The sequence below is a fragment of the Paenibacillus sp. FSL R7-277 genome (assembly GCF_000517965.1).
In the GTDB taxonomy this organism is placed as follows: domain Bacteria; phylum Bacillota; class Bacilli; order Paenibacillales; family Paenibacillaceae; genus Paenibacillus_AQ; species Paenibacillus_AQ silagei.
In genome coordinates this window covers 60,975-74,879 of the sequence record NZ_ASPX01000071.1, presented here as the reverse complement: position 1 = coordinate 74,879, position 13,905 = coordinate 60,975, and the positions used below count along the sequence as shown (strand labels likewise).

Here is a 13,905-nt window from a genome sequence, read left to right as displayed (position 1 = left end):
ACTACACCCCTTCGAAGCTGTCGCGGATACGGGCAATCAGCTCGAAGAACTCCGGACTGTTCCTCATGTCCGCCGTACGCGGACGGGGCAGCGGAATATCGACAACCGCCGAGAGCCTGCCCGGATGCGGAGACAGGACGAACACCCGGTCCGACAGGAAGATCGATTCGGGAATACTGTGGGTTACGAACACAATCGTGCTCTGTACCTTACTCCAGACGGAGAGCAGCTCTTCATTCAGCCGCTCGCGCGTGAATTCATCCAGCGCCGAGAACGGTTCATCCATGAGCAGGATTTCCGGCTCCATGGAGAGCGCCCGGGCAATGGCTACACGCTGCTGCATCCCCCCGCTGAGCTGCCAGGGATACTTATCGGCGAACCCCTGCAAGCCCACGAGATCAAGCAGCTCCAGCGCTTTGTCCTCACGGATCGATTTCTTGACGCCCAGCAGCTCCAGCGGCAGTGTAATATTATGCTTGACCTTCCGCCAGTCATACAGCACCGGACTCTGGAACACGATACCGTATTTCTGTGCCAGCCGGGCCTCTTTGGGGTTTTTGCCTGCCACCATAATATTTCCAGCCGTTGGTGTTATAAGATCTGCCATCAGCCTCAGAAGAGTAGTCTTTCCGCACCCGGAAGGACCCAGCAGGGAGACGAACTCCCCCTTGGCAATATCGAGACTTACCTGATGCAGGGCCAGCACATCTGCCGTCTCCGTCTGGTAACGCATTTCGACATGCTCCAGCTGTATTTCAGGAATTTTTGCTGCTACTAGTGACATTTCCAGTCCCCCTCCATCCCTGAATCTATTAAATGTTAATTAACATCACATAATTATCTTAACTACCGTCCTATTCCTCATCCCATGTAGGATTAATTAACATGTTACACGTTGCCTGCGAATCCCACATTAGACAAAGCGTAACATTGAGACTGTGAAATTCCGTCACTTTGTCTAGGGAGCCGCTTACAGTGTAAATAATAGAGCTGATTGCCGATAAAAATAGTAAGTAACTATAAGTGGAAACGGCTTTGCCATTGCATTTCATTTTGTGTCCAGGAGACTATTCACAATGTCCAATGCTTATCCCAATTCATGGAGGCGCTCCCCATGGCATCTCTGATTTCCAACTACATTATTATCGTTTCGATCTCCGGTGTGCTGAACGCCTTGCTCGCCCTGTTTGCTTTTTACAGGAAGACTGACTTCTCGGGCCTGCGCGCATTCATCGTCAGCTCCGCCGCCTCGGCGGTGTACACATTCGCCTTCGCGCTCGAGCTCTCGGGGAACTCGATGGAACAGATTAAGTTCTGGATCAAGCTGGAGTATCTCGGAATGCCGTACATCGCGCCCTCCAGTCTGCTGATGATCATGCACTTCGTGGGCTTAGAGAAGCTAGTCTCCCGAAAACTGCTGGTCCTCCTCTACTCCGTCCCCGTGATCTCCACGGTGCTTGTCTGGACCAACGACTCCCATCACCTGTTCTATAAGGCTATCTACTTCCGGGAAGGCGCGCCTGCACCGCTGGTGGATATCGTCATGGGACCCTGGTATATCGTGCAGGGCAGTCTGACCTTCGGCTGTATGCTGGCCGGTATGTGCCTGATCCTCTGGCGCTGGGGGCGGATGCGGCGGGCTTATCTGCGGCAGATGCTGATTATTTTTGTCGGACAATTCCTGCCTGCGCTGGGGGCCTTCCTCTATCTGATGGACCTGACTCCATACGGAACAGACCCTGTACCCGTTGTGATGAGCGTAACCTCGTCCCTGTATATATGGGCCATTCTGTCCAGAGGGATGCTGACCGCCGCACCGATTGCCCGCGAGAATCTGTTCGAGAGCATGCGCGACGGCGTACTGGTCATGGACCTCTCCGACAAGCTGGTGGATTATAACCGGGCCGCTGCCGAGATGCTTGAGGATCTGGATGCCTCCGCCATCGGCCGCCCGCTGGCCCAACTCTTCCTGCCTGCCGGCAAGGAAGCTGTCGATTATGTAATGAATTCCAATCCGCAGATCAGCGAGGAGCAGGAGCTGGTATGGCATTCCGGCGGAGAAGTCTGCTATTATCAGGTCCGTTCCTCTCCGGTCCAGAAGCATGACGGCCATCTTGCCGGGCGGATGATCATGCTGATTGATGTTACCGAACGCACCCTGCTCCAGGACAAGCTGCTGCAGCTTGCCACCATCGACAGCCTGACCGGCATCTACAACCGGACCCACTTCATGGAGCTGAGCCGGCAACGGCTGAAGGAAGCCGCAGACTCCGCTGCCCCCTTCTCGGTCATCCTGCTGGATATCGATTTCTTCAAGAACATTAACGACCGCTACGGGCATCAGCACGGGGATATGGCCTTGCAGCATGTAGTAGGCGTATGCCGTCAGCATGTCCGGGAAGGGGATGTCTTCGGACGGTACGGAGGCGAGGAATTCGTCTTAAGCCTGCCGGGAGCCCCCTTGAAGGAAGCGGCCCTGATCTCTGAGCGTATCCGCAGGGACATCGAGCAGAGCACCTTCTCCACCATCACAGGAACAATTAAAATCACAGCCAGCTTCGGCGTGACTGAAGCCTTCCGCCGTTCGATCTCACTGGAGGAGCTGCTCTCGGAAGCAGACCATGCCCTCTACTCCTCCAAGCGTAACGGCCGCAATAGCGTTCATCTGTATGGCGTCTCCTCCATCACCCGCTTCAAGCCCATGTGATGGAGGAGAAGCCCATCTTTTCCTGCCCCGCGCGTCACCTCACGCTTTCCCTCTGCATAACAAGTAGAAACGGCTTCGCCGTACTTTCAAAGGACGGTACCGTTTCAGCGAGAAATAGAAGGATAATTTATAGCTTGAACCAAAAATTCTTATATTTGAATAAATGGCACCCGCCGGGTATATCCGCCTACTCTTTTGGTGATACCAGCTTCCATAGCCCCTTTTCTCCAGTTCTTTCCTGTCCCTGCACTGATTTCCGTCATTCCTGTTCTCCTGTTGTTTGCATAGGCGGGTTTTCAGTTTAATAAGAGTTAGCCGATCCGTTCGGCAGAATTCAGGTTCATGCGACATGGAGGGGGTTCTATGATCAAGATCGGGCTGACCGGCTTCGGAGACCATGAGGAGCTGTACGGCAAAATCAAACCTGCCGACCGCCTGCCTGCCTACAGCGCCCATTTTCCCATTGTGGAAATTGACAGCTCCTTCTACGCGGTTCAGCCGGTCCGAAATTACGAGAAATGGGTCAACCAGACGCCGGAGGCGTTCCAGTTCATTGTGAAGGCTTATCAGGGAATGACCGGACATCTGCGGGGGAAAAAGAATTACTACGATACGCCGGAGGAGATGTACCGGGCCTTCCATACCTCTATCGCTCCTGTCCGCTCAGCGGGCAAGCTGGCGATGGCGCTGTTTCAATTCCCGCCCTGGTTCGACTGCACCAAGGACAATGTGGATTTCCTGCGCGAAGCGAAGGAGCGGCTATTGGATGTACCCGCTGCCATCGAATTCCGTAATGATTCCTGGTACAGCCCTGAGATGCGTGAGCGGACCCTCCAGTTCCTGGAGCAGGAAGGCTGGATTCATACGATAGCCGACGAGCCGCAGGCAGGTTCCGGCTCCATCCCGATTGTCCCTGTCGCCACCCGGCCGGACCTCACCTACGTGCGGCTGCACGGGCGCAACACCGCAGGCTGGAACCAGAGCAGTCACCCGGACTGGCGCAAGCTTCGCTATCTGTACCGTTACAGCACCGAAGAGTTAACGCAGTGGCGGGACCGGCTGCTGGAGCTTGAACAGACCTGTAAGAATATTTACGTGGTATTTAATAATAATTCTGCCGGGGATGCCACTCCTAATGCCCAAGAGCTGCAATCGCTGCTTGGGATCGACGGCGGGCTGGCCCCGCGCCAACTGGACTTATTCAACTGATGTACAGAGGTCTACATAAATCTCTTCTACTCCCTGCTGAAGCATTTGATCACCGTCCCATTCGTCTTATATTTGTAGAGGAGGCCAAAGAATTATGAAGAGAAATCATACTATGATGCAATTTTTTGAATGGCATGTCGCGGCGGATGGAGAACACTGGAAACGCCTTGCCCAGATGGCCCCGGAACTGAAGGCGGCGGGCATTGATTCGGTATGGGTTCCCCCTGTTACCAAGGCCGTCTCGCCCGAAGATACCGGTTATGGAGTCTACGATCTGTATGACCTCGGTGAATTCGATCAAAAGGGTGATGTGCGCACGAAGTATGGAACCAAGCAGGAGTTAATCGACGCGATTGCCGAGTGCCTGAAGAACGGCATTGCGGTCTACGTGGATCTGGTCATGAACCATAAAGCCGGAGCAGATGAGACCGAGGTCTTCGAGGTTATTGAGGTGGACCCGAACGACCGCAACAAGGATATCTCCGAGCCGTTCGAGATTGAAGGCTGGACCAAATTCGATTTCCCGGGACGCGGCGAGGAATACTCCAGCTTCAAGTGGAATCACACTCACTTCAACGGAACCGATTTCGATGCCAAGGAAGGCCGCAACGGCGTATTCCGGATTGACGGCACGAATAAAGGCTGGAATGAGAATGTGGATACTGAATTCGGCAACTATGACTATCTGATGTTCGCCAACATTGATTACCTCAATGAAGATGTGAAGCAGGAGATGCTGAACTGGGGCAAGTGGCTGGTCGATACGCTGCAATGCAGCGGATACCGGCTGGATGCGATCAAGCATATCAACCACGAGTTCATCAAGGAATTCGCCATGGAGATGAAAAAGAAGCGCGGCGAGGACTTCTACATCGTCGGTGAATTCTGGAACTCCAATCTGGAGGCCTGCCGCGAATTCCTGAACACTGTCGATTACCAGATCGATCTGTTCGATGTCTCTCTTCATTACAAGCTGTACTCCGCCGCACTGGCAGGCCGGGATTTTGACCTGACGCATATCTTCGATGATACGCTCGTACAGACGCACCCCGCGAATGCCGTCACCTTCGTCGACAATCACGATTCCCAGCCTCATGAGGCTCTGGAATCCTGGGTGGGCGACTGGTTCAAGCAAAGCGCCTACGCCCTGATTCTGCTGCGGCGCGACGGATATCCCGTTGTCTTCTACGGGGATTATTACGGCATCGGCGGCCCTGCGCCGATGGAAGGCAAGAAGGACGCCATCGATCCTCTGCTCTGTGCCCGCCACACCAAAGCTTACGGTGATCAGGACGATTACTTCGACCATCCGAACACTATCGGCTGGGTCCGGCGCGGCGTTCAGGAGATCGAAGGCTCCGGCTGCGCTGTAGTCATCTCCAACGGAGACAACGGAGAGAAGCGGATGTTCGTGGGCGAATCGCGCAGCGGAGAGGTATGGGAGGACTTCACCCATAACCGCGGGGAGTCCGTCACCATCGGCGAAGACGGCTGGGCCGTATTCCCGGTGAATGGCGGAAGCGTCTCCGTCTGGGCGCTGCCCGAGCCGAAGCCAGCCGATGCCTGCGCGGAGGATTGAGCTTGTAAAGATTAATGCCGTCCCTGTTATTAGGGGACGGCATTTTTTTATAGGTGAGAAGTGACGCTTGTAGTGGAATCAAGGGTATCTGTCCACCTTATTTCATTCGCGGGCTCAGAGCAACTAACCTCCCATTTTATCCACATATTATTCACAAAAGAAATATATTACTCTATTTACACGCAAACAAGTTACTCATTGGCTCATTTGACACTCATCCGGCCAAACTCAGCGCCACCACTGGGATTTTTCCACAATGTTATCCACATTTTATCCACAGTACGTTCAGCATCTGACGGATGCCTATAGAATTACTATTGTGAACAACGCGAAATAGGCAAATCCACGCCACAGGGGCTATGAATTCGCCTATTTATGCTGAGCAAGACATAACTTGCAGTTAGCATTTGCACTTATTGGTCAGCAGCTTGCGGTTAAGGAGTTGTGGTTGTGTTGTCCCCGTCAGCCCAGACGCCTGTGTCATGGTTCAGAATACGTTTGATCGGATATACCTTCCATACCGCCGTTACTACAGCCGAACACAAGACTGCTTTGAGCAGGTCCCCCGGAAGAAACGGCCACATGCCTGCCGTCAATGCCTTGCCGAGTGAATCCATACCTGTAGAATAGGCCAGCCACCCCACACCGCCCGGATAAACTAACAGTGCCCCGAAGATAAAGTTAGCGGCCAGCAGCTTCACGAAGGTGTATTGGTCCTGCTTGATACGTTCGGCGAAAAAGCCGATCAGCCAGGCCACGAACGGCCAGGAGAAGATATATCCTGCGGTAGGGCCAACCAGGACCGCCAATCCTCCGCTTCCGCCCATCACCTGGAATCCGGCAGCGGCGAGTCCGATCACGATCAGTACAGCAAGCGCCCCGTAACGGGCCCCAAGGATTGAACCAGCCAGCATTACCGCGAGGGTCTGCATGGTAATGGGTACCGTGGAGAAGGGCAGCGAGATTTTCAAATAACTCAGAGCTATCATGACGGCGGCGAATAAGGCACTGAATATCAGGCCGCGGGTGGTCCATTTCTTCATGGCCGGGAGGTTCCCCCTTTTTTTAAAAATATAAGAATTTATATGTTTCACGCTACAAATTATCCTTCTATTTCTCACCGAAACGGTACCATCCTTTAAAAGGATGGCAAAGCCGTTTCCACTTGGAATCACTATAACATCACCCTCCAGATACATCAATTCTGAAATCTTTGTTATAATGGGTAGCAATTGTTGACTAGAGCTGGACGGAAAGCAGGCATGAGGATGATCAGGGCGCATAATATAAGCTTGTCCGTGCGGGAGGGGCAGCATCGCCGAACGGTACTGCAAGGGATTAACATTCATATAGAGCCTGGGGAATGGGTAGCGCTGACAGGGGCCAACGGCTGCGGCAAAACCTCGCTAATCCGCTCCTTCAACGGACTGAACACCCCCTCCGGCGGCAGTCTGTCCGTGGCCGGACTGGACCTGCGCCTGCCGGAGAACCGTATGGCTGTTAAGCAGCACGTGCAGCTTGTGTTTCAGAATCCCGAAGCACAGACGGTTGGCTCCACCCCGTTCGAGGATATCGCCTTCGGGCTGGAGAACCGGGGACTGGAACGGGAGCGGATGATTGCACGAATCCATGAGATTCTACAGCAGGTAGGACTAAGCCATAAAGCGGAGGCAGAGGTATCTACACTATCCGGCGGAGAGCGCCAGCGTCTGGCGGTAGGCTGCTGCCTGGCACTGGAAGCTAAGATGATTATTTTCGATGAGGCTACCTCGATGCTGGACCCTGAGGGAAGATCGGATATTCTGGAGCTGGCCCAGGGGCTATGGCAGGCAGGGACTACCATCCTCTGGGTCACGCAGCGGATGGAGGAGCTGGCCGCAAGCCCGCGCATTGCGGTGCTGGGCAAGGGGCAATTGCTCTATGACGGCAGCCCGCGCAGCCTGTTCTATACCTCGGAGCTGCCGGTGACCCTCGGCTGGCTTCCTTCTCCGGCCGTTCGGGTCGGGAAGCTGCTGCAGAAGCAGGGCTGGCCGCTTCACCTGCTGCCGCTGACCGGACAGGATCTGGAGGAGCTGCTATGAGAATTCGTACGGAGCATCTTTCCTTCTGCTATGAAGGCGGCAGGCCAGCGGTTCAGGATATCTCTCTGGATATCCCTACAGGTACACTGACCGTCCTCTGCGGGGTGAACGGGAGCGGCAAGTCTACGCTGCTCCGTCTGCTCGCGGGTCTTGCACAGCCTTCCACCGGGCAGATTCTTTACGATCACGGGAAGAAGACGGACTACAAGACTGCCGAAGCTGTGTCCATGGTATTCCAGCAGCCGGAGACCCAGCTGTTCGCGGGTACGGTACATAAGGATATCGAATACGGCCTGATGGAGCGCGGGGTGTCCAAGGAGAAGCGGACGGAGATCATCGCGAGCGCCCTGGCGAAGACCGGGCTGGCTTACGATGAATTCGCCGGGCGCTCTCCCTTTCTGCTTAGCGGGGGCGAGAAGCGGCGCGTATGTATTGCGGGTGCCCTGGCCGTACAGCCCGGGCTTCTGATTCTGGATGAGCCGACCGCAGGGCTGGACCCCCAGGCAGCGCAGGCACTGCTCGAAATGGTGAAGGAGCTGCGCAGCGGCGGCCTGACCCTGATCATCGGCACCCATGATCTGGACAGCTTCCTGCCGGTTGCCGACAAGGTCATCGTAATGAAGCAGGGCGTTATCCATTATGACGGTCCTGCTCCGGCATTGACTGCTGATCCCAGCCTGCTGGCAGATGCCGGACTCACACCCCCCGTCTATGCTTCTATGGGACGCAGAGCGGTGCAGTATGGCCTACTGGAGGCAGTCCCGGACAATCTGGAGGAGCTGCTGGTAGGGCTGGAAAAGCACCCGCTGCCTATGCCGCAGACGGACAGGTGGCCGGCAGGCACTGGCGCCTCTGCGCGCAGCAGCGCCATGCCACCCGGCAACCAGAATACCAAAACCAGCGAACAACACAGTGCGGAATACAGCTTAGAAGGCACCTGGAAGCGAGATCATTCTCCTCGATCCTCCAGAACAGAGCGGGTTCAGACGATAATCAGGCCTGGCAATCCAAGACTAGAACAGAACACCCCGCTCAGGCCCGGCTGGCAAGGACTCGATCCCCGGGCCAAATGGCTGGGGATGATTCTCGGCTCGCTGGTCCTGTTAGGGATGAACACTCTGCTCCCGCTGCTGCTTACCGCCGGGCTGCTGGCCGGGCTCGCGGCTTCGGCCCGCATCTCCTGGCGCCGGGCCTTCCGCTTCTTCCGCCCGTTCCTGCTGATGTTCCTGTTCCTCTGGCTCCTGTCCGGGCTTAGCTGGAGCTCTCCCGACTTCGCACTCGGGCCGCTCAGCTTCAGCTATGCAGGACTCGTGCGCGGGGGAATTAACGTGCTGCGCTTCCTGCTGTTAATTGCCCTGGGCTTCCTGTTCACCGAGACGACCACCGGAGCTCCCTTGCGCGAGGGTCTGGAATGGGGCATCGCTCCGCTGCGGGCCCTGGGCATCCGCACCCGTAACTGGTCGCTTGCCGTATCCGTGACCCTGCAGTTCGTGCCGTGGATTCTCGGCAAGCTGGCCCAGCTGCAGCTTGCGCTGGGCTCACGCGGAAGACGCGCCCGCGGGGTGGCCCGCTGGTCCCCGAGGCAGATCGCCCTAATCATCGTGCCTCTGCTGATTCTTGTCCTGGGTATGGGCGACGAGCTGGCGACAGCCGTAGAATCACGGGGGTATGATCCCGCCAAGCAGCGGACCCCGGTCTATCAGCTCCGCTGGAGCAGGCGTGATACACTGGCAGCGCTAGGTATCCTGGCGGTTGCAGCTATGCTGTGGTGGGTAGCGCGTATCAGCTGAGCGGGTACGGGACGATTCAGTGAACAAAATCACCATAGCGGATGAATAGTGTAAGAACTTATACGGCTGCGCAGCTAATACAGTTAAACCCTTCTTACCTATCCGCCCACTTGTGGGGTATCCGGCGAAATCAGGGGCACTAGTGCCCCTGATTTTTGCTCCATTGGCCTTAATTCGTTTTACTCTCCTTCGCGTCAGCCAATTGTATGCTGTTTTTGGCATACATTCGGCCCGTGCGCCTGCATACAAGCACTTTGTATGCTGTTTTTGGCATACATTCGGCCCGTGCGCCTGCATACAAGCACTTTGTATGCTGTTTTTGGCATACATTCGGCCCGTTTGCCTGCGCGGCAGCACATTGTATGCTGTTTTTGACATACATTCGGCCCGTGCGCCTGCGTGCCAGCACTTTGTATGCTGTTTTTCGCTTACACTTTTGTCACACCATTTACTCATTCAGCATGCGTACGGGCACTTCCCCCAACTCTGCGCACACTCCTAATCAAAAGTAAGCCGCCCCCTCCAGCAATCGGAGAGGGCGGCACCTTTTTTGCTGCCACAGCAGCTTTATTTACTTCAATGTACTCGCAATGACCGAGATATCACCAGTTGAATAATCCAGGAAATACGCTGTTTTCGACTTTATATTAGCGTACAGAAATTTCGTGTTTCCATTCTTCGGCCATTCCTGATTCTTCAGCAGCGCCGCGCCTCCCTGAGAGAATAGGGACCATGAGCGCCCCTGCAGATCCCCCACAAACACCTGACCATTAATGACTTCCGTTACCCACCCGGAAATGTCGCCATCCTCTTTGAAGACCTGTTTGACAGAAGCCGTTTCTTTGCTAGTGGATTTGTTGATTAACTGGAAGACCTTCTGAGCCTCATCGGCTGAAGGACGGCTTACATTCCCCGGTACGGGCTGATAAGTGTAGGAAGTGTAAGCTGCATAGAAGTTCCCGCTGGAATGAATGGAGAAGTCTGTATTGAAGTCCTTGATTACCGTCTCATTTCTTGAATACAAATTAACCAGCTTCACCAGATAGTCCGTGCTCATAATCCCTTGTGCCTGATACTTAACGGCCAAATACGGGTATGCCTGAAAATCCCAATCCATTACGGATACATTTTCATATCCCTTGTCAATAAACTTGGCATTATAAGTCACACTCGGCTTTGCCCAAGGATATTGATACAGGCTGAAGTTGTTTCCCGCTTGGACCATGATCCGTTCATTGGTTTTGCCGGTTGGAGCTACCCATTTTACTTTGTCCCCTGCCGTTTTAAGCGGGATATCCGTTTTGCTGAGGAGACGTCCATCAGAGGAGAACACGGATTTCGAAATTTTAGTGCCTTTGCCTTGTTTAAGAAGCACAATTTTCGGCGGACTGCTCATCACCTGTAGGTCCAGGATACGGCTGGAGTCATCTGATATCGTAGTCGCATTGTTTGTATGTAGGTCAACGATATCTGCTTTATTATTCACATGATCCACAAGTGCCGCTGCATTTCCGCTAACCCATACCACGTCGGTCCGCTCATTGACCGGCTGCTCTTTGGGATTCGCATTCACCGGACCGGCGGTAATCAGCATGCTCATAGTCAAAACAGAAATAAGCAATACTTTCTTGAACATAGAATAATCCTCCTGTTACGCGATTTTTGAATCCTTGTTCATGACGCTTGGATATATAAAAAGTTGCAGAAAAACAAATATTTTCCGTGACTTCTTATCGCCTTATCCGGCCTTCCGTATACTACAAGGCTTGCTCGCCAATCGCCAGTAGGCTATTCATCTCACTTCCCCTCCTCCGGATGCCTGGAGACCAGCCTCACCAGATCCAGAGTCAAGAGAGGAAGAGTCACCGCAGCAGGATAGGCCAGATACCGCGGCTCCCATACCGGGTTGAACTTCTCCTTATACCGGCGCAGACCGGAGAAGCCATACCAGTGGCCTCCGCGCTCAAAAACCAGCCGGGCGAGCTTCTCCTCCCGCAGCGCTCCAAAGCGGCCCCCGACATTGGACAGCGGGGCAGACCCCAGATTGAAGCTTCTGTATCCGCGCGCTTTCGCCCATTCCAGCAGACACAGGAACAGGTAATCCATAGTCCCGTTCGGGGTATCCTTGTGATGGCGCATCAGATCCACCGAGACCGTCTTCTGCCCGTCATAACCAGGAGCCATGGAGGCAAAAGCCAGCAAATGGCCGTCTGCTCCACGCAGCAGTGCCAGCGGTGCGAGCTGGAGGTACGGCTCGCTGAACCAGCCCAGCGAGTAGCCTTTCTCCTTGCGCCCGGCCAGCCATTCCTCTGACAACAGGCGAAGCTCCTGCAGCAGCTCCTTCGAATGCTGGGCCTCTGTGATCTCGAAACGGTAGCCCTCGCGCTCGAACCGCCCCTTCACATTACGCAGGCTGGCGTTCCGCGATCCGCTAATACTAAAGTCCGCCAGCGGGACCAGCGCTTCTTCCCCCAGCTTAAAGAACCGGTAGCCCTGCTCATGATAGAGCGGAAGATGCGCCGGGGTCGCCTGATAGAAGACTACAGATAGTCCATACAAATCAGCAGCCTGCCTGAACTCACTGATTCCGTTATTAAGCAGATTCATCGGCCCAAGCGGATCACCCAGTACCACCAGCTTGTCCCGGACTCTGGCGAAGGCGAACAGCACCTTGCCTTCCTGGGCCCAATAGAAGCTTTTGTCGCCAAGAAACAGCATATGGCTTAAGGCATTGCCCCAGCCCTCCGCGAGGAAGCGCTCCAGCCGCGCCATATCCTTATCCGCGAGAAGCGTATCTGCCTTGTGCTGCGGCCTGAGGGCTACAACCATCGTCAGCAGCAGCCAAGAGAAAATCAGTCCGCCGGCCGCCGTGGCGGCCACATTACTGTGCTGCCGCAGCCATTCCGGCTGGATGCCGGGCGGGAGATGCTTCAGGAAGCCGTGATGGGTATAACTCGCCAGCCCGTAATAGCTGAGGGCTACAGCCGAAGTCAGGAGCAGCCACCATAAGGTGCTTTTGGCGCTAAACGGAACGCTGACCCGGTAGAACCGGCTTCGTGAGATCCAGAGAATCATCGCCACCACCAGCAGGAACAGAGCCTCCTCGTAATCGAATCCCTTCGTGAATGCAAATACCGCCCCACCCAATAGGAGCAGGCTCGTCCAGACATAAGCCCTGCGGACACGCAGGGAGATTCCCCGCGACAGCAGAATCAGCATAAAGCCGATTAGCACGGACAAATGGTGCGAGATCTGCATCACTGGCAGCGAGAGGAGCTCCTCTGTCACCTTCAGCCTGTAGAGCAGCTCAGGCGTAGCTGCCGACAGCAGCAGAAGCAGACCGCTGGCCAAGACCAGCTTGCCGAGTGCCCATACGCCCAGATCGCTGAGGAAGGTATATTGACCGGGCCAGCCCCATATTTTCTGCCAGACCGTCAGGGGGGCTTCCACTCTGTCGCCGCTGCGTTCAGCGCCCTTCGTACCCGGCAGCCCGAACTCCAGCGCAGCCAGCACCAGTCCGAGCAGCCAAGGGATAATGTAATAGAATAATCTGTAGATGACCAGAACTGCCATTGCATGGTCGCTCTTGATGCCAAGCTGGGTAAGCCCGAGCAGCGCAATCAGATCGAACGCACCGATGCCGCCGGGAGCCATACTTAGAATTCCCGCTATCGCAGCCACTACATAGATACTGAAGACGGTGAGAAATGGAGCGCTTCCGAGCATCTCACCGGCAATGAACCAGAAGGTCAGCCCGGCGAACACCCACTCCAGAAAGGAGGCACCCACAGAAGCAACCACAGTAAGCCAGGCGGTTCTCCCCTCACCCCGGTTGACCCATTTGGCGAAGAGCGCAGAGCGCTGGAGGAGTACAAAGAACGGCAGATACAGCGCTATCCCCCAGACTGCAAAAACCAGCCAGCGATGCGCCCCCAGCAGCCGGTCCGCCGGCAGAAGTCCGGTTATCGTCCCCCACCCAAGCAGCGACAGCCCCGTAATCATCAGCGGTGACAGGAACACAATGGCCGGCGCGAGCAAGGATGCAGGCACACTGCTCCGTTTATAGAGCAGCGTTCTAAGGCCCGCACCAGCCAGACCGGCGAATCCAATCATATTATTGAACGTATTGGCGATCCAGGCATAACGGAAGGTCCGCAACCAGCCGATCTGCAGGCGGAAATGCCGCCGGATCAAGTAATCATAAGCACTCATGACCGCCACCGACAGCAGCGAAATTCCCAGCATCTGCATAATAGAGGGTACGGGAACGGATTTCAGATCACGGATAATTTTGCCTAAATGAATTTGCTTCAGCTCATGCTGCCCCTCCAGATAGACCAGACCGATAATCAGCAGCGGAAAAAGCGCACGCACCGCTTTAATCCGGTAGATGGATATCAGCAGCCGTACGAGCTTGAAGCGTTCCAATTTATTTTTGATTACAGTATGCATGACTTCACCTATCCTCACTGCCGAACGCTCTTGTTGCCTGAACATATTCAGCCCTCTTCATACGAACCCATTATAACAAGATCCGCA

At 55.0% G+C, this 13,905-nt stretch carries 9 protein-coding genes; 5 read left to right on the top strand and 4 right to left on the bottom strand.

From position 1 onward, the window contains the following. Position 1: 1 nt before the first annotated feature. Complete coding sequence (locus tag C173_RS21375) at positions 2-784, bottom strand: ABC transporter ATP-binding protein (protein ID WP_036728193.1); 783 nt, start codon at positions 782-784, stop codon at positions 2-4. 330 nt (positions 785-1,114) lie between these two features. On the opposite strand from C173_RS21375, the gene C173_RS21370 reads away from it, so the two are divergent. The 3 genes from C173_RS21370 (at position 1,115) to C173_RS21360 (ending at position 5,495) form a co-directional block, all read left to right on the top strand. Continuing rightward, complete coding sequence (locus tag C173_RS21370; protein WP_036728185.1) at positions 1,115-2,707, top strand: histidine kinase N-terminal 7TM domain-containing diguanylate cyclase; 1,593 nt, start codon at positions 1,115-1,117, stop codon at positions 2,705-2,707. 363 nt (positions 2,708-3,070) lie between these two features. Beyond that, positions 3,071-3,916 (top strand): DUF72 domain-containing protein, encoded by an 846-nt coding sequence (locus C173_RS21365; protein WP_036728180.1) that lies wholly within the window; start codon positions 3,071-3,073, stop codon positions 3,914-3,916. Between the two features lie 94 nt (positions 3,917-4,010). After that, the gene (locus C173_RS21360) at positions 4,011-5,495 is read left to right on the top strand and encodes an alpha-amylase (RefSeq protein WP_036728179.1); all 1,485 of its coding nucleotides are present in this window, start codon (positions 4,011-4,013) and stop codon (positions 5,493-5,495) included. A gap of 434 nt (positions 5,496-5,929) precedes the next feature. On the opposite strand, the gene C173_RS21355 is transcribed toward C173_RS21360, so the two are convergent. Continuing rightward, positions 5,930-6,538 (bottom strand): biotin transporter BioY, encoded by a 609-nt coding sequence (locus tag C173_RS21355; protein WP_036728178.1) that lies wholly within the window; start codon positions 6,536-6,538, stop codon positions 5,930-5,932. A 225-nt stretch (positions 6,539-6,763) separates the two neighbouring features. Between C173_RS21355 and C173_RS21350 the strand changes: the two genes are divergently transcribed. Together C173_RS21350 and C173_RS33020 are read left to right on the top strand one after the other, a co-directional pair. Further along, a complete protein-coding gene (locus tag C173_RS21350) occupies positions 6,764-7,576 on the top strand; it encodes an ATP-binding cassette domain-containing protein (RefSeq protein ID WP_036728177.1) in 813 nt (270 codons plus the stop codon). Further along, positions 7,573-9,366 (top strand): ATP-binding cassette domain-containing protein, encoded by a 1,794-nt coding sequence (locus C173_RS33020; protein WP_051478255.1) that lies wholly within the window; start codon positions 7,573-7,575, stop codon positions 9,364-9,366. Before C173_RS21350 ends, C173_RS33020 begins: the two co-directional genes overlap by 4 nt. A gap of 571 nt (positions 9,367-9,937) precedes the next feature. On the opposite strand, the gene C173_RS21340 is transcribed toward C173_RS33020, so the two are convergent. Further along, the gene (locus C173_RS21340) at positions 9,938-11,002 is read right to left on the bottom strand and encodes a hypothetical protein (protein WP_036728176.1); all 1,065 of its coding nucleotides are present in this window, start codon (positions 11,000-11,002) and stop codon (positions 9,938-9,940) included. 161 nt (positions 11,003-11,163) lie between these two features. Then, positions 11,164-13,818 carry a bifunctional lysylphosphatidylglycerol flippase/synthetase MprF gene (mprF, locus tag C173_RS21335; RefSeq protein WP_036728323.1) on the bottom strand — a complete coding sequence of 885 codons (2,655 nt, stop codon included), beginning with the start codon at positions 13,816-13,818 and terminating at the stop codon, positions 11,164-11,166. Positions 13,819-13,905: the final 87 nt, after the last annotated feature.

What these genes read in the sequence shown, in the direction of transcription:
- C173_RS33020 (WP_051478255.1), top strand. Translation starts at nt 7,573, where the DNA reads ATGAGAATTCGTACGGAGCATCTTTCCTTCTGCTATGAAGGCGGCAGG.
- C173_RS21360 (WP_036728179.1), top strand. Translation starts at nt 4,011, where the DNA reads ATGAAGAGAAATCATACTATGATGCAATTTTTTGAATGGCATGTCGCG.
- C173_RS21340 (WP_036728176.1), bottom strand. Translation starts at nt 11,002, where the DNA reads ATGTTCAAGAAAGTATTGCTTATTTCTGTTTTGACTATGAGCATGCTG.
- C173_RS21365 (WP_036728180.1), top strand. Translation starts at nt 3,071, where the DNA reads ATGATCAAGATCGGGCTGACCGGCTTCGGAGACCATGAGGAGCTGTAC.
- C173_RS21350 (WP_036728177.1), top strand. Translation starts at nt 6,764, where the DNA reads ATGATCAGGGCGCATAATATAAGCTTGTCCGTGCGGGAGGGGCAGCAT.
- mprF (WP_036728323.1), bottom strand. Translation starts at nt 13,818, where the DNA reads ATGCATACTGTAATCAAAAATAAATTGGAACGCTTCAAGCTCGTACGG.
- C173_RS21355 (WP_036728178.1), bottom strand. Translation starts at nt 6,538, where the DNA reads ATGAAGAAATGGACCACCCGCGGCCTGATATTCAGTGCCTTATTCGCC.
- C173_RS21370 (WP_036728185.1), top strand. Translation starts at nt 1,115, where the DNA reads ATGGCATCTCTGATTTCCAACTACATTATTATCGTTTCGATCTCCGGT.
- C173_RS21375 (WP_036728193.1), bottom strand. Translation starts at nt 784, where the DNA reads ATGTCACTAGTAGCAGCAAAAATTCCTGAAATACAGCTGGAGCATGTC.